The organism is Pseudomonas sp. SID14000 (assembly GCF_002165135.1).
In the GTDB taxonomy this organism is placed as follows: Bacteria; Pseudomonadota; Gammaproteobacteria; order Pseudomonadales; family Pseudomonadaceae; genus Aquipseudomonas.
Genome location: NZ_NFZQ01000017.1, coordinates 70801 through 86211, shown reverse-complemented (window position 1 = coordinate 86211; position 15411 = coordinate 70801). Strand labels below are relative to the sequence as shown.

At 62.2% G+C, this 15411-nt stretch carries 15 protein-coding genes; all 15 read right to left on the bottom strand.

Features of this window, described 5'->3' with window-relative positions; all coding sequences use genetic code 11:
* Window positions 1–200: 200 nt before the first annotated feature.
* Complete coding sequence (locus CAY82_RS22350) at window positions 201–992, bottom strand: amidohydrolase (protein WP_087503096.1); 792 nt, start codon at window positions 990–992, stop codon at window positions 201–203.
* Window positions 980–2128, bottom strand: coding sequence for a pyridoxal phosphate-dependent aminotransferase (locus tag CAY82_RS22345; protein WP_087503095.1), 1149 nt, complete (start codon window positions 2126–2128; stop codon window positions 980–982). The genes CAY82_RS22350 and CAY82_RS22345 overlap by 13 nt, the downstream gene beginning before the upstream one ends.
* A 171-nt stretch (window positions 2129–2299) precedes the next feature.
* Window positions 2300–3322, bottom strand: a complete 1023-nt coding sequence (locus tag CAY82_RS22340; protein ID WP_087503094.1) for an RHS repeat-associated core domain-containing protein — start codon at window positions 3320–3322, stop codon at window positions 2300–2302.
* A 295-nt stretch (window positions 3323–3617) separates the two neighbouring features.
* The gene (gene der / locus CAY82_RS22335) at window positions 3618–5081 is read right to left on the bottom strand and encodes a ribosome biogenesis GTPase Der (RefSeq protein ID WP_087503093.1); all 1464 of its coding nucleotides are present in this window, start codon (window positions 5079–5081) and stop codon (window positions 3618–3620) included.
* Between the two features lie 117 nt (window positions 5082–5198).
* Complete coding sequence (bamB, locus tag CAY82_RS22330) at window positions 5199–6341, bottom strand: outer membrane protein assembly factor BamB (RefSeq protein WP_087503092.1); 1143 nt, start codon at window positions 6339–6341, stop codon at window positions 5199–5201.
* Window positions 6342–6980 (bottom strand): tetratricopeptide repeat protein, encoded by a 639-nt coding sequence (locus CAY82_RS22325; RefSeq protein ID WP_087503091.1) that lies wholly within the window; start codon window positions 6978–6980, stop codon window positions 6342–6344.
* Between the two features lie 39 nt (window positions 6981–7019).
* A complete protein-coding gene (hisS, locus tag CAY82_RS22320) occupies window positions 7020–8309 on the bottom strand; it encodes a histidine--tRNA ligase (protein WP_075043833.1) in 1290 nt (429 codons plus the stop codon).
* 25 nt (window positions 8310–8334) lie between these two features.
* Entirely contained in the window at window positions 8335–9444 is a 1110-nt protein-coding gene (ispG, locus tag CAY82_RS22315; protein WP_003257869.1) for a flavodoxin-dependent (E)-4-hydroxy-3-methylbut-2-enyl-diphosphate synthase, read from the bottom strand.
* Window positions 9445–9447: 3 nt separating this feature from the next.
* The gene (locus CAY82_RS22310; protein ID WP_087503090.1) at window positions 9448–10497 is read right to left on the bottom strand and encodes a RodZ family helix-turn-helix domain-containing protein; all 1050 of its coding nucleotides are present in this window, start codon (window positions 10495–10497) and stop codon (window positions 9448–9450) included.
* Window positions 10494–11255, bottom strand: coding sequence for a type IV pilus biogenesis/stability protein PilW (gene pilW, locus CAY82_RS22305; RefSeq protein ID WP_087503089.1), 762 nt, complete (start codon window positions 11253–11255; stop codon window positions 10494–10496). The genes CAY82_RS22310 and pilW overlap by 4 nt, the downstream gene beginning before the upstream one ends.
* A 14-nt stretch (window positions 11256–11269) precedes the next feature.
* Window positions 11270–12415, bottom strand: coding sequence for a 23S rRNA (adenine(2503)-C(2))-methyltransferase RlmN (gene rlmN / locus CAY82_RS22300; RefSeq protein ID WP_087503088.1), 1146 nt, complete (start codon window positions 12413–12415; stop codon window positions 11270–11272).
* 24 nt (window positions 12416–12439) lie between these two features.
* A complete protein-coding gene (gene ndk / locus CAY82_RS22295) occupies window positions 12440–12871 on the bottom strand; it encodes a nucleoside-diphosphate kinase (protein WP_023382208.1) in 432 nt (143 codons plus the stop codon).
* 88 nt (window positions 12872–12959) lie between these two features.
* Complete coding sequence (iscX, locus tag CAY82_RS22290; protein WP_023382209.1) at window positions 12960–13160, bottom strand: Fe-S cluster assembly protein IscX; 201 nt, start codon at window positions 13158–13160, stop codon at window positions 12960–12962.
* 10 nt (window positions 13161–13170) lie between these two features.
* Window positions 13171–13512, bottom strand: a complete 342-nt coding sequence (gene fdx, locus CAY82_RS22285) for an ISC system 2Fe-2S type ferredoxin (protein WP_063911316.1) — start codon at window positions 13510–13512, stop codon at window positions 13171–13173.
* Between the two features lie 3 nt (window positions 13513–13515).
* Window positions 13516–15378, bottom strand: a complete 1863-nt coding sequence (gene hscA / locus CAY82_RS22280; protein ID WP_087503087.1) for a Fe-S protein assembly chaperone HscA — start codon at window positions 15376–15378, stop codon at window positions 13516–13518.
* Window positions 15379–15411 lie beyond the last annotated feature (33 nt).

Below are 15411 nucleotides of genomic sequence, written 5' to 3'. Positions count from 1 at the left end.
CTACAACCGAATCAGGCTCCACAGCTACAACGACTACCTGTCACCAATAGCTATGGAGCAGCAGGCGGCTTGATCACCGTAACCGGTGTCCGGAAATACTTGACCAGAACAAACCCGCTCCCACAGGGTCCTCACAGATTTTGAGTACTGTGCGCTACCTGTGGGAGCGGGTTTACCCGCGAAGAGGCCGGTACAGGCTGTCAGTGCAGCTCGAAGGTGTCGGCATCCAGGTTGGCCGGGAACTTGGCCCGGTAGGCCGCCAGCTCCGCCGCGCTCAACACCGCGGTGAACACCCCATCGGCCTCCCCGGCACTGAGCAGGCTCTCACCCTGGAAGTCCAGCACCTGGCTGTCGCCGGAGTAGGCAAAGCCCTTGCCGTCGGTGCCCACCCGGTTCACCGCCGCCACATAGCACAGATTCTCGATACCCCGCGCCGGCAACAGGCGGTTCCAGTGCTGGCGGCGCGCAGCCGGCCAGTTGGCGGTGTACAGCAACAGGTCGGTGTCCTGGGCATCGCGGCTCCACACCGGGAAGCGCAGGTCGTAGCAGATCAACGGGCGAATCCGCCAGCCCTTGAGCTCGAACTGCACCTGGCGCTCGCCAGGGGTGTAATGCTTGTGCTCACCGGCCATGCGGAACAGGTGGCGCTTGTCGTAATGCAGGATCTCGCCATCCGGCCGCGCCCACAGCAGGCGGTTGCGGTGGCTGCCATCAGCGGCCTGGATGATCACGCTGCCGGTAATCACCGTGTCGTACTTCTTCGCCTGGGCCTTCAGCCATTTGTAGGTCGGGCCGTTTTCCGGCTCGCACAGGCTTTCCGATTGCATGGAAAAACCAGTGGTAAACATTTCCGGCAGGATCACCAGGTCCACTTCGCCCACCTGCTCCAGCAGCACCTCGAAGTGCGCATAGTTGGCCTCGCGGTCGTGCCAGGCCAGGGTGGTCTGCACCAGGGCGACTTTCAGGTTTGGCAGTGTGCTCAGATCGCGCATAGTCTTTCCGCTGCCTGACGCAGCGTCTCCTCTCGTTTGGCAAAGCACAGGCGGACCAGGCGTTGCTCGGGGATGGGTTGCTGGTAGAACACCGACACCGGAATGGTCGCCACGCCGTGCTCACGGGTCAGCCACAGCGACATGTCGACATCGTTCAGGTCCGGGCGGATCTGCGAATAGTCCACCAGCTGGAAATAGGTACCCGCCGTGCGGCTGAAACGGAACCGCGAGCCCTCCAGCAAGCCGCAGAACAGGTCACGCTTGGCCTGGTAGAAGGCCGGCAGTTCATCGATATGCTCGGGGTGCTCGGCCATGAAATCGGCCAAGGCGCACTGCAGCGGGGTCACGCCGCAGAAGTTCACGTACTGGTGCACCTTGCGCAGCTCGGCGCTCAGCGCCGGCGGGGCAATCACGTAGCCGGTCTTCCAGCCGGTAACGTGGTAAGTCTTGCCGAACGAGCTGACCACGAAGGCACGCGGGTACAGCTGCTCGTGGGCCAGCACGCTGGCATGGCGCACACCGTCATACACCAGGTGCTCGTAGACCTCGTCGCTGACCAGGTAGATATCGCGATCAGCGATAAGCCGGGCCAACTGGTCGAGGTCTTCTCGGGTAATCAGCGCGCCGCTGGGATTGTGTGGCGAATTGAGGATGACCATGCGCGTACGCGGGCTGAGGGCATCGCTGAACTTCTGCCAGTCGATGCGGAAATCGCCGTCGCTCAGCTGTACATGCACGCAGCGGCCACCGGCCAGTTCCACGGACGGCTCGTAGCTGTCGTAGCAAGGGTCGAAGACAATCACCTCGTCACCGGCATGCACCACTGCCTGGATGGCGCAGAAGATCGCCTCGGTGGCGCCGGGGGTGATGGTCACTTCCTGGTCGGCATCCAGCTGCGCGCCATACAGCCGCGCGACCTTGGCCGCCACCTGCTGGCGCAGGGTCGGCAGGCCGGTCATCGGCGAATACTGGTTATGCCCGGCGGCCACATGCCGGCCGACTGCATCGAGCAGCGCCTGCGGGCCATTGAAGTCGGGGAAACCTTGCGACAGGTTGAGCGCGCCAGTCTGCACGGCGAGCTGGGACATGGTAGTGAAGATGGTCGTGCCGACATTCGGCAGTTTGCTGCGGATCATGGAGCCCTCTTTCCTGGGGGGTATCCGGCACGGGGTGGAGTCCGAGCATAGCGGATCGAGCGGTCAGGAAAAAGCAGAGCGCCTCAACAGCAACGGGTTTCGGCGCCTGAGCAGATGGGAAAGGGTCTTCGCAACTGGGATACTCGTATACCTAATTACCTCGTTTCAAACTCACCACAGTTGTGAGCGCAACTTGGAAATTTGCTGCTCTAAAACATTAATTTGGGTTGTGTAGGGTGCATTACGACGAGCCCGCTCCGCCTCGACCTGTCTAAGCTTAACGTCCGATAGATCACTGTCGAATTTGTTTCCACGCACCATTTGTTGTTTCTCCTCTTGCACTTTTTTTTGGAGCAATAAAATTTTCGAGTTAATCGGCCCGTTGTGCGTGGCGCGCTTTACAAATTCACGATAATCAATTGAATGCTGATACTTAAGTTCATTCACCCTGGTCTTGTAGCTCTCCACCGAGCGACTAAAATTAGCTGCCACTTTCTCCACATTATATTTGGAGGAAAGCGCAGAAAACGCGCGACTCCCTTTTTTCAGCCGTACGAGTTCCAGCTGACCTCCGATATCCTGAATGGCTCTCATACTGGTTTCGATCTTTCTATTAACGTCAGTGGGAGATAAAAGCGGATCAAAGGATTTCCACCCCTTCTTGTCCATTCTATCGGCCAAATCCATAGCTTTCCTGACCACGCCCCTCATTTCGAAATAAGATTTGCGGGTAGGAGGCCACCAGGGGGCGTGTCCACTAGGGTCGGAATAATTAACGGGATCCCCATCGCAGTAACCATATGCATTCAAGACTCTGAAAGGCGCAAAACTGTCCGGGGAGTTGAATCTCATACCATTAAATAATCTGTAGCCATTCCCCAGCATGTACCCTTGAAGAAAATCATCATAATACTCACCATTGAACCCTAGCGAGGAGCGCCCCGAAGAAAGGGAGGAACAATGGCCATAAGCGGTATAATCAAACGTCTCCCGACCACTCTCATGCGCCACGCCAACTACAGAGCCAGAGTTATCAACCGATAATAGGGCAATGCTATCTACAGCACTGTTCCTCGACTCGGCCAATAATTGCCCTCCGACCCGAAAAACAGTACCACTACCTTGATCACGAAGGATCGCATGCACATTACGATCACAATAAAACAGCCTCAAAGCTTTACGCTGAAGTTCCATACTTAGCCCCTGATTGACAGACAACTTAATCCAAGTCTTTCAAAGACTACAGCAACGGACAACTAGCATTTTTACCAGGCAGGACCAGCAGCCCCTGCCTATGGGCGTGATGAGGCAATAGAAGAAGAGCTCGAGCATAGCGAATCGAGCTGTCGGGGGAGGATTGAAGATGGTGGAAGTTATACTGGTTCAAGGGCCTCTTCGCGGGTAAACCCGCTCCCACAGGTACTCACAGAATACGAAAACTGTGGGGACCTGTAGAATCGGGTTCACCCGCGAAGAAGTCGACGCGGAATCAGCGCTTGTCGCGACGCTTCTTCTCGGCCTTCTTATGGTGCGACATCAGGCGACGCTTCTTGTTGACCTGGCGATCGGTGAGGGTGTTCTTCTTGCCCTCGTACGGGTTCTCACCGCCCTTGTACTCGATGCGGATCGGCGTACCGACCAGCTTCAGCACGCGGCGGTAAGTGTTCTCCAGGTAACGCGAGTACGACTTCGGAATCTTGTCGGTCTGGTTGCCGTGGATCACGATCAGCGGCGGGTTGGCACCGCCGAGGTGGGCATAGCGCAGCTTGATGCGGCGGCCGTTGACCAGCGGCGGCTGGTGCTCGCTCACGGCATCTTCGAGGATTTGCGTCAGGCGGCTGGTTGGCCAGCGGGTTACCGCCGACTTGAACGCGGCCTGCACCGACTTGTACAGGTGGCCCACGCCGGTGCCGTGCAGGGCGGAGATGAAGTGGATGTCGGCGAAATCGACGAAGAACAGCCGGCGCTCCAGCTCGGTCTTCACGTAGTCACGCTCGCCCGGCTCCATGCCGTCCCACTTGTTCAGGGCGATGACGATGGCGCGGCCGGCTTCTAGGGCGAAGCCCAGCAGGTTCAGGTCGTGGTCCACCACGCCTTCGCGGGCGTCCATGACGAAGATCACCACGTTAGCGTCCTTGATCGCCTGCAGCGTCTTCACCACCGAGAACTTCTCGACTTCCTCGTGGATCTTGCCGCGCTTGCGCACGCCAGCGGTGTCGATAAAGGTGTACTTCTCGTTATCGCGCTCGAACGGAATATAGATACTGTCGCGGGTGGTGCCCGGCTGGTCGTACACCACCACGCGCTCTTCGCCAAGCATGCGGTTGACCAGAGTCGACTTGCCGACGTTGGGGCGGCCGATGATGGCAATCTTGATGCCATCCTTCTCGCTCGGGCCCGGGATGCGCACCGCTTCTTCGCCTTCGGCGACTTCGGCGTCCAGCGCTTCCTCGACCTGGTCGCGCGGCAGGTGGCCGAGCACGGCCTCCATCAGCGCGTTGATGCCACGGCCCTGGGAGCCGGCCACCGGGATGGCGTTGCCCATGCCCAGCGGCGAGAACTCGGCGCGGGCGACGTCGGCGTCGATGTTGTCGATCTTGTTGGCAACCAGGATCGCTTCCTTGTTCCGCTTGCGCAGGTGCTCGGCGATCATCTGGTCGGCGGCGGTCATGCCGGCGCGGGCATCGACCAGGAACAGTACATAGTCGGCTTCTTCGATGGCCATGAGCGACTGCTCGGCCATTTTCTCGTCCATGCCCACTTCGTCACCGGTGATACCGCCGGTGTCGATCAGGATGAAGGAACGACCCTGCCAGGTGGCATCACCATACTGGCGGTCACGGGTCAGGCCCGACAGGTCACCGACGATGGCATCGCGGGTCTTGGTCAGGCGGTTGAACATGGTGGATTTGCCGACGTTCGGGCGGCCCACCAGGGCGATTACGGGAACCATTCGGCTCTCCACTCTTGAATTCTTGAAAATGCAAAGGCCGCTGCAAGGCAGCGGCCGGAGTTCGGGCGGCGTGTCCTGCGCCGCGGCCTGAAGCCCGCCAAGGCTTCAAGCATAGCTTCAGCGGATGGTCAGTGCCTCGAGCTTGCCGCTGTTGCCGAAGACGTAGATGGTGTCGCCGACCACAAGTGGGCGGGCACGCAGGCCATCGCTGTCGATACGTTCACGGCCGACGAAACGGCCATCGACCTGGCTCAGCAGGTGCAGGTAACCCTCGAAGTCACCCACCGCCACGTAGCTGGAGAACACCTCAGGTGCAGTCAGCTGGCGGCGAGCCATGGTGTCGTTGGTCCACAGGGCGCTGGACGAGCGCTCGTCGACGCTTTCGACAGTACCCGAAGCTTCGCTGACGTAGACGTTGCCGAAGCCTTGGGCGACACCCACATAGCTGGAGGCATCGCGCTGCCACAGCACACGGCCGCTTTCCAGGTCCAGGCCCGCGACGCGGCCCTGGTAGGTACTGACGTACAGGGTACCACCCGACAGCAGAAGACCGCCGTCGATATCGACCACACGGTCCAGCTCGGAACGGCCCTGCGGAATCGCCACACGGCTTTCCCACACCGGCACGCCGTTGTTGATGTCCACCGCCACCACCTTACCGGTGGACAGGCCGGCGACGGCCAGGCGATTGGTGGCGATCGGTGCGCCGGTACCACGCAGGGTCAGCACGGCCGGGGTGTTTTCGTAGATCCAGCGGCGGTCGCCAGTGGCGGCATCCAGGCCGATCAGGCGGTCGTCCTGGGTCTGCACCACAACCACGTCACCGTTGTTGGCAGGCGGGGCCAGCACTTCGCTGGTCACGCGGGAGCGCCAGCGCTCCTCACCAGTGCTGGAGTCCAGGGCGATGACTTCACCCTTGAGGGTGCCGATCATGACCAGGCCGTAGCCCACGCCGACAGCGCCGGATACCGGCAGCTCGAGGTCCTTCTTCCACACCACGTCGCCGTTGATGCGGTCGAGTGCGAAGACTTCGCCGTTGACGTCGGAAGCATAGATACGGTCGTTTTCGATGGCCGGCACCAGGGTGTTGTAGGTCTCGCCCTGGCCATCACCGATCGAACGGCTCCACTGCTTCTTCAGCACCACTTCCTCGGTGAACTTGGTCAGCTCGGCCGGGGGCAGTTCCTTCTTGCTGTTGCTGCTGCAACCTGCGGCCAGTACGGCCAGGGTCAGCACTGCTGCATGTTTCCAACCGATCACTTACGCGTCCCCTTTGGCCAAGTCATCCAGCTTCAATTGCAGGCCACCGACCGCCGCCTCATCGGACAGCGCAGCCTTGGCTTTCTCGTAAGCGCTGTGCGCGTCATCGGCGCGCCCCAGTTGTACCAGCAGGTCACCTTTCAACTCTTCGCGGCTGGCCAGGAAGGCTTTGTCGGCGTCGCCGTCGAGCAGCTTGAGGGCGTCCTCGGCCTTGTTCTGGGCGGCCAGCACACGTGCCAGGCGCTGGCGCGAAATTTCGCCCAGGGTGGTATCGGCAGGTTTGTCCAGCACGCTCTTCAGCTCGGCAGCAGCGTCGTCGAGCTTGCCGCTCTCGACCGCAACCTTGGCTACGAACAGGCTACCGTACTGGGCGTAGGCGGTACCGCCGAACTCGCTCTTGAGCTTGCCGGCCAGTTCCGCGACCTTGGTCGCGTCAGGCTGGCCAGTCGGCGTCAGGCTGGTCTCCAGCAAGGCCTGGTACAGCTGCGAGGCACCTTGCGACTGATTGTTCTGGTACTTGTGCCAGGTATTCCAGCCCAACACCACCACGCCAGCCAGCAGGGCACCGGTCAGCAGCGGCTTGCCGTTGCGGTTCCACCAGTCCTTGACCCCTGCCAGTTCATCATCGGTACTCGACACCCCAATACTCCTTTTCGCCTATTCGCTTGTTGAACCGCGTTACGCCTGCGCGATCGCGGTTTCCAGGTGCTCAGCCAGAGCATCCCAGGCAATGTTCTGTTGTTCGCCCTGACCACGCAGGGGCTTGAAGCCGATCTCTTGCTTGGCCAGCTCGTCATCGCCGAGGATCAGGGCAAACAGCGCGCCGCTCTTGTCGGCTTTCTTGAACTGGCTCTTGAAGCTGCCACCACCGGCGTTGACAGCCAGGCGCAGGCCCGGCAGGCGGTCGCGCAAGCCTTCGGAGAGGCGCAGGCCGGCCAGCTCCGCCTGTTCGCCAAAGGCGCACAGGTAGACATCGATCTGGCGGCTGATGGACTCGGGCACCTTGCCCAGGGTTTCCAACAGCAGGATCAGGCGCTCGATGCCCATGGCGAAACCGACGCCCGGGGTCGGCTTGCCGCCCATCTGCTCGACCAGGCCGTCGTAGCGGCCACCGGCGCAGACAGTGCCCTGGGCGCCGAGCTTGTCGGTGACCCACTCGAACACGGTCTTGCTGTAGTAGTCCAGGCCACGCACCAGCTTGGTATTGATCACGAACGGGATGCCGGCAGCGTCCAGGCGGGCCTTGAGGCCCTCGAAGTGCACGCGCGATTCTTCGTCCAGGTAGTCTTCCAGCTTCGGCGCGCCGACCAGCACCGCCTGGGTGTTCTGGTCCTTGCTGTCGAGGATGCGCAGCGGGTTGCTCTTCAGGCGGCGCTGGCTGTCTTCGTCCAGTTGCTCCAGGCGCGCCGAGAGGAACTCGACCAGCGCATCACGGTAGCGCGCACGGGCTTCGCTGGTGCCCAGGCTGTTGAGTTCCAGCTTGACCGCATCCTGGATGCCCAGCAGACCCCACAGGCGCCAGGTCAGCATGATCAGCTCGGCGTCGATGTCCGGGCCATCCAGGTTGAACACTTCCACGCCAATCTGGTGGAACTGGCGGTAGCGGCCCTTCTGCGGGCGCTCGTGGCGGAACATCTGGCCGATGTACCACAGTTTCTGCACCTGGCCGTTACCGGTGATGCCATGCTCGAGCACGGCACGCACGCAGGCGGCGGTGCCTTCGGGGCGCAGGGTCAGCGAATCGCCGTTACGATCCTCGAAGGTATACATCTCTTTTTCGACGATGTCGGTCACTTCACCGATGGAGCGCTTGAACAGCTCGGTGAACTCGACGATCGGCGTGCGGATCTGGCTGTACCCGTAGGTGTCCAGCAGGCCGGCCACGGTGCCTTCGAAGTAGCGCCACAGCGGCGACTGTTCTGGCAGGATGTCGTTCATGCCACGGATGGCTTGCAGCGATTTGCTCACGAAAAGTCCTTACGAATTCTGTGTGTCAGCCACGGACGATCAGCGCCGCGTCGGCTTCGGCCTTTTCGGCCGCTTTCTGGCGGATGAGTTTTTCCAGCTCATCGACCAGGTTGTCGTTGGTCAGTTTCTGCGCCGGCTTGCCGTCGATGTAGATCAGGTTCGGCGTACCGCCAGTCAGGCCGACATGAGCCTCCTTGGCTTCGCCCGGGCCGTTGACCACGCAACCGATCACCGCCACGTCCAGCGGCACCAGCAGGTCTTCCAGGCGCCCTTCCAGCTCGTTCATGGTCTTGACCACATCGAAGTTCTGCCGCGAGCAGCTCGGGCAGGCGATGAAGTTGATACCGCGCGAACGCAGGTGCAGCGACTTGAGGATGTCGTAGCCGACTTTCACTTCTTCGACCGGGTCGGCCGCCAGCGAGATACGGATGGTATCGCCAATGCCTTCGGCCAGCAGCATACCGAGGCCGACTGCGGATTTCACCGTCCCCGAACGCAGGCCACCGGCTTCGGTGATGCCCAGGTGCAGCGGCTGCACGATCTGCTTGGCCAGCAGGCGGTAGGCTTCGACGGCCATGAACACATCGGAGGCCTTGACGCTGACCTTGAAGTCCTGGAAGTCCAGGCGGTCGAGGTGCTCGACATGGCGCAGGGCCGACTCGACCAGTGCCGCCGGGGTCGGCTCGCCGTACTTCTTCTGCAGGTCCTTTTCCAGGGAGCCGGCGTTGACGCCGATACGGATCGGGATGCCCCGGTCGCGGGCGGCATCGACCACCGCGCGCACACGGTCTTCACGTCCGATGTTGCCCGGGTTGATACGCAGGCAATCGACGCCCAGTTCGGCCACACGCAGGGCGATCTTGTAGTCGAAATGGATATCGGCAACCAGCGGCACGCTGACCTGCTGCTTGATACGGCCGAACGCCTCGGCGGCGTCCATGTCCGGCACCGAGACGCGCACGATGTCCACACCGGCATCGACCAGGCGCTGGATTTGCGCCACGGTGGCGGCCACATCGTTGGTGTCGGTGTTGGTCATGCTCTGCACCGCGATGGGGGCATCGCCACCCACCGGCACATTGCCGACCCAGATTTTGCGGGATTCGCGACGTTTGATCGGAGATTCGCCGTGCATGACTTACTGTCCCAACTTCAGGCGAGCAGTCTCGCCACTGGTGAACGGGGCAACATCAACGGCCTGGCCGTTGTAGCTGACCTGGGCGCCACGGGCGAAGCCCAGGCGTACCGAGAATGGCGGCTTGCCAGTCAGCTCGAGGTTGTCCCCCTTGCGCTTGATGGCGCTGAACAGCACCTTGCCGTTGCCGTCGGTGACCTGGGTCCAGCAATCGGCGACGAACTGGATGGCGACCTTGGCGCTGCCCGCCGGCACTACGGCGGGCGCTACAGGCTCGGCGGCTGCCACGGCCGCTACAGGCGTAGCAGGTGCAACGGCCGCCGGGGCCGGGGCAACCGGTGCTACCGGCGCAGGCGCGACAGCAGGGGCGCTGGCGGCAGGTGCCACAGGCGCCTGCTGGGCCGGTGCTGGCACCGCGGTAGTGGTAGCGGCAGGTGCCGGGCTTGCCGGTGCCTGTTCGGTGGCGGCAGGCTGCTCGGCAGCGCCCTGCTCCAGCGGCAGCGGCGCGCTCTCGGGCTGCTGACCAGCGGAAACTGCTTGGTCTTCAGGCTCATCGAGCGGGTGAATCTGGGTGGTGCCGTCGGCGCTTTCGACTTCGACGTGCTCCAGGGCGATCTTGGCCAGGTCCTTGCCACGCAGGCTGCCCTGGTCCTGCCACCAGACGAAGCCGCCGCCGACCACCGCCACCAGCAGCAGCAGGCTGACGCCACGCAGGATGTTGTGCGACAGGCGTACCGGCTCTTCGATACGACCCAGCGAGTGCACGTCGCTGCCTTTGGCGTGGGTGCCGGTGTAACGGTCGAAGGCCTCCACCAGGGCGGCCTGGTCAAGGTCCATCAGCTTGGCATAGGCGCGGATATAACCACGGGCGAAGGTATGCCCCGGCAGCTTGTCGAAGGCGCCGGTTTCCACGTGGTTCAACGAACTGACAGTGAGGTTGAGCTTGCGGGCCACCTCGGCTTGTGACCAGCCCCGGTTCTCACGGGCCTGACGCAAAAGCTCACCGGGGTTCTGGCCAGGCGCTACTGCTACTTCGGGATGCGCGGCGTTCATCGTTGCTCCGACAGGTATTGCTGATATTCCGGCGTACCGGGATAAAGTCGTTGTAATTGCTGGCCCAGCTCGGCCAGTGTGCCCTGCTCGTCGAACACCCGGGCAAGGCGGCTGCCCAGCAGCAGGCTACGGGCATCATGGTCGCTCAACTGGCTGAAACGATCGTAGTAGTCCCGGGCCGGCACATAATGCCTGTTTTCGTAGGACAACTCAGCCATTTCCAGCAACGCTTTCGGTTGCCGCTGGTTGAGTTGCAAAGCTTTCAGCAGATACGCATGCGCCTGGTCGCGGCGCTCGAGCTTCAGGGCGGTCAGGCCCAGGTTCTCGTACACGCGTGAGCGCTCAGGATACAGGGTATCGGCACTGGCCAGGCGAAACATCTGCTCGGCCTCGGCAAATCGCCCCTGAGCATAAAGGAAACTGCCGTAATTGTTGCGAATTCGCGTGTCGCCCTTGCGTGCCTGCAGCGCCCTGCGAAACTGCGTTTCGGCCAGCGCCGGCTCGCCTTCGGCCTGGAACACCAGCGCCAGGGCAGCGTGCGCGTCGGCATCATCGCCATCCAGGGCCAGGGCCTTGCCCAGCGGCGCCTTGGCCTGTTCGGTCAAACCCTGTTGCAAATAACCCAACCCAAGTTGCACATAGGCCCGCCCTGCCTCTGCCCTGCCCTGGCGGCTGGCCAGGGGGTCGCCCGCGCCGTCCGACACGCAGCCGGCCAGCAGCGAAAGCGCAAGGATCGACAGCGCGGCGCGCAGGCTCATGGGCAAGGTCCCGGTCAGTGACTGGCGGGGCTGTCTTGCAGCTCGACGTCCGCAGACAGCTGGCGCACAGCGATATAGCGCTCACTGCGGCGGGTGCGGTCGTTGACCTGGCCGACCAGCTGGCCACAGGCGGCGTCGATGTCATCACCACGGGTGGTGCGGGTTGTGACGTTGAAGCCACCGTGGTGCAACAGGTCCTGGAAGCGGCGAATGGCGTTGTTGCTCGGCCGCTCGTAGCCCGAGTGCGGGAAAGGGTTGAACGGGATCAGGTTGATCTTGCATGGCACATCGCGCAGCAGCTCGATCATCTGCGCAGCATGCTCAGGCTGGTCGTTGACGTCCTTGAGCAGGGTGTACTCGATGGTCAGCACACGCTTGCCACCCAGGGTGGACATATAGCCCATGCACGATTCCAGCAGCATCTTCAGCGGGTACTTCTTGTTGATCGGTACCAGCTTGTTGCGCAGTTCGTCGTTCGGTGCATGCAGCGACAGCGCCAGCGAAACGTCGATGTGCTTGGCCAGCTCGTCGATCATCGGCACCACGCCCGAGGTGGACAGGGTGACGCGTCGCTTGGAAATGCCATAGCCCAGATCTTCCATCATGATCTTCATGGCGGCGATGACATTGTCGAAATTCAGCAGGGGTTCGCCCATGCCCATCATGACCACGTTGGTGATGGCGCGGTCGATCTTGGCCGGAACGGTCCCGAAGGATTTGTTGGCAAGCCACACCTGGCCGATCACTTCGGCGGCGGTGAGGTTGCTGTTGAAGCCTTGCTTGCCGGTGGAGCAGAAGCTGCAGTCCAGGGCACAGCCGGCTTGCGACGACACGCACAGGGTGCCGCGATCGTCGGTGGGGATGTAGACGGTTTCGACGCAGCTGCCGGAGGCAACGCGGACCACCCACTTGCGGGTACCGTCGGCGGAAATGTCTTCACTGACCACTTCCGGGCCCCGAATCTCGGCAACGGCCTCGAGCTTTTCGCGCAAGGCCTTGCCGACATTGGTCATGGCGGCGAAATCGTCGACGCCAAAGTGGTGAATCCATTTCATGACCTGACCGGCACGAAAACGCTTCTCTCCGATCGACTCGAAGAATTTTTCCATTTCCTGCAGGGTCAGGCCCAACAGGTTGATCTTGCCAGTCATGTCACTCATGGAATCACCCAAGACCTGCTTCGCTTAGCGAATGCGGTCGCACAGCTCGGTAGCGGAGAAGAAGTAAGCGATTTCGCGGGCAGCCGAAGCTTCCGAGTCGGAACCGTGAACAGCGTTTTCGTCGATGGAAACGGCGAAGTCAGCACGGATGGTGCCGGCAGCAGCTTCTTTCGGGTTGGTGGCGCCCATCAGCTCGCGGTTGGCCAGAACGGCGTTTTCGCCTTCCAGAACCTGAACGATGACCGGACCGGAAGTCATGAAAGCAACCAGGTCAGCGAAGAAGCCGCGCTCTTTGTGTTCGGCGTAGAAGCCTTCGGCTTCGGCTTTGGACAGTTGCTTCATTTTCGAAGCGACGACGCGCAGGCCGGCTTTCTCGAAACGAGTGGTGATCTCGCCGATGACGTTCTTGGCAACGGCGTCAGGCTTGATGATGGAGAAAGTACGTTGAACAGCCATGGAAAACTCCAGAAAATGAGTGTTGCGAAAAATTAAACCCGCGAATTATACGCGGGTTCCAGGGGATTGCCTAACCTGCAGGATGCGTTCAGTCGGCTTCTTCGATCCAGGCCGCCTGGATGGCCTCGAGCACTTTCTCACCGCCGCGTGACGGATCGTCGCTGAATTCTGGCAAGGCCAGCACCCAGCGGTGCAGATCGACGAAATTCACATAACGAGGATCGACGTCCGGCTTGCTTTCTGCAAGCTGGATGGCGATCTCAAGTACATCAATCCATTTCAGGCTCATGGGGCAAACCTCAGTGCGGCGCTTCGGCGGCGTGGTTGAGCGAATACTTGGGGATCTCGATGACCAGGTCCTGGTCAGCGACAACCACCTGGCAACCGAGGCGCGACTGAGCCTCCAGGCCCCAGGCCTTGTCCAGCATGTCTTCTTCCAGCTCGTCGGCTTCTTCCAGCGAGTCGAAACCCTTGCGGATGATGCAGTGGCAGGTGGTGCAGGCCTTGACGCCGCCGCAGGCGCTTTCCATCTCGATGTGATGGTCGTGGGCCAGCTCCAGGATGTTGGTCCCGGGTTCGACTTCCACGGTCAGCCCTTCGGGGCAGAACTTCTCGTGCGGCAGGAATGTCACCAGCGGCATCGGTTACTCCTCGATCTCATTCAGGTTGCGCCCGGCCAGTGCGGCTTTGACCGTCGAATCAAGGCGACGGGCGGCAAATGCGTCGGTCACCTGCGACAGACGCTTGGTCTGTTGCTCGATGGCAGCGCCATCGGTGCCGGCCAGCAAATCACGTAGTTCTTGCATCTGGAATTCGATGGCGTCGCGCTCGTCACTGCTGAGCAGCCGCTCACCGTCGGCGTCCAGGGCGCCCTGTACCGCTTCGAGCAGGCGCTCGCCGTCCACCTGGTGCTCGCGCAACTGGCGGGCCTGCTTGTCGGAACCTGCGTGTTCGAAGGAGTCCTTGAGCATGCGGGCGATTTCGCCGTCGGTCAGGCCGTAGGACGGCTTGACCTGGATGCTGGCCTCCACGCCCGAGCCCAGCTCGCGGGCGGCGACGCTGAGCAGGCCGTCGGCGTCGACCTGGAAGGTGACGCGGATTTTCGCCGCACCGGCGACCATGGCCGGGATGCCACGCAGCTCGAAGCGCGCCAGCGAGCGGCAGTCGCTGATCAGCTCGCGCTCGCCCTGCAGCACGTGGATCATCATGGCCGTCTGGCCATCTTTATAAGTGGTGAACTCCTGGGCACGCGCTACCGGGATAGTGGTGTTGCGCGGGATTACCTTCTCCATCAGCCCGCCCATGGTCTCAAGACCAAGCGACAGCGGGATGACATCCAGCAGCAGCAGTTCGCCACCTTCGCGGCGGTTGCCGGCCAAGGTATCGGCCTGGATGGCAGCACCGATGGCCACCACCTGGTCGGGGTCGATCGAGGTCAGCGGGGTGCGCCCGAACAGCGCACCGACGGCTTCACGCACACGCGGGACGCGAGTCGAACCACCGACCATGACCACGGCGCTGACTTCTTCAAGCTCGATACCGCTGTCGCGCACGGCGCGGCGGCAGGCCTTGAGGCTGCGGGCGACCATGGGCTCGATCATGGCTTCGAAGCCGGCGCGGCTCAGTTGGCCCTGCCAGGCGCCATGGCTGACGCTGACCACGTCGGTGTCGGTCAGGGCTTCCTTGGCGGCGCAGGCGGTTTGCAGCAGCGCGCGCTGGGTGGCCGGGTCCAGGTCGGATGACAGCCCGGCCTGTTCGATGATCCAGCCGGCAATGGCGTGATCGAAGTCGTCACCGCCCAAGGCAGTATCACCACCGGTGGCCAGCACTTCGAACACGCCGGCAGTCAGGCGCAGGATGGAAATGTCGAAGGTACCGCCGCCCAGGTCATAGATGGCCACCACGCCTTCGGCGTTCTGGTCCAGGCCGTAAGCCACGGCAGCGGCAGTCGGCTCGTTGAGCAGGCGCAGCACGTTCAGACCGGCCAGGCGCGCAGCATCCTTGGTGGCCTGGCGCTGGGCATCGTCGAAATAGGCCGGCACGGTGATCACCGCCCCCACCAGCTCACCGCCGAGGGTGGCTTCGGCACGCTCGCGCAGTACCTTGAGGATATCGGCGGACACTTCCACCGGGCTTTTCGGTCCCTGCACGGTGTCGATGAACGGCATGTGCGACTCACCGCCAACGAAGCGGTAAGGCAGCTGCTCGCCCAGTTGCTTGACGTCGGCCAGGCCGCGCCCCATCAGACGCTTGACCGAGAGCACAGTGTTCAGCGGGTCACTGGAGGCGGCATCGCGTGCAGCCTGCCCCACTTCGTTGCGCCCTTCGAGGTAGCGCACCGCGGACGGCAGAATGACGTTGCCCTGCGCGTCGGGCAGGGGCTCGCTACGGCCGCTGCGCAGGGCGGCGACCAGGGAGTTGGTGGTACCCAGGTCGATCCCCACCGCCAGGCGGCGCTGGTGCGGCTGAGGGCTTTGACCGGGTTCGGCAATCTGCAGTAGGGCCATGCTTATCTGAATACCTTAGGTGCCATCACGGGC

Excerpts from the sequence above, each read along its gene's own strand:
- CAY82_RS22350 (WP_087503096.1), bottom strand. The coding sequence starts at position 992 with ATGCGCGATCTGAGCACACTGCCAAACCTGAAAGTCGCCCTGGTGCAG.
- CAY82_RS22345 (WP_087503095.1), bottom strand. The coding sequence starts at position 2,128 with ATGATCCGCAGCAAACTGCCGAATGTCGGCACGACCATCTTCACTACC.
- CAY82_RS22340 (WP_087503094.1), bottom strand. The coding sequence starts at position 3,322 with ATGGAACTTCAGCGTAAAGCTTTGAGGCTGTTTTATTGTGATCGTAAT.
- der (WP_087503093.1), bottom strand. The coding sequence starts at position 5,081 with ATGGTTCCCGTAATCGCCCTGGTGGGCCGCCCGAACGTCGGCAAATCC.
- ispG (WP_003257869.1), bottom strand. The coding sequence starts at position 9,444 with ATGCACGGCGAATCTCCGATCAAACGTCGCGAATCCCGCAAAATCTGG.
- CAY82_RS22310 (WP_087503090.1), bottom strand. The coding sequence starts at position 10,497 with ATGAACGCCGCGCATCCCGAAGTAGCAGTAGCGCCTGGCCAGAACCCC.
- pilW (WP_087503089.1), bottom strand. The coding sequence starts at position 11,255 with ATGAGCCTGCGCGCCGCGCTGTCGATCCTTGCGCTTTCGCTGCTGGCC.
- rlmN (WP_087503088.1), bottom strand. The coding sequence starts at position 12,415 with ATGAGTGACATGACTGGCAAGATCAACCTGTTGGGCCTGACCCTGCAG.
- ndk (WP_023382208.1), bottom strand. The coding sequence starts at position 12,871 with ATGGCTGTTCAACGTACTTTCTCCATCATCAAGCCTGACGCCGTTGCC.
- iscX (WP_023382209.1), bottom strand. The coding sequence starts at position 13,160 with ATGAGCCTGAAATGGATTGATGTACTTGAGATCGCCATCCAGCTTGCA.
- fdx (WP_063911316.1), bottom strand. The coding sequence starts at position 13,512 with ATGCCGCTGGTGACATTCCTGCCGCACGAGAAGTTCTGCCCCGAAGGG.
- hscA (WP_087503087.1), bottom strand. The coding sequence starts at position 15,378 with ATGGCCCTACTGCAGATTGCCGAACCCGGTCAAAGCCCTCAGCCGCAC.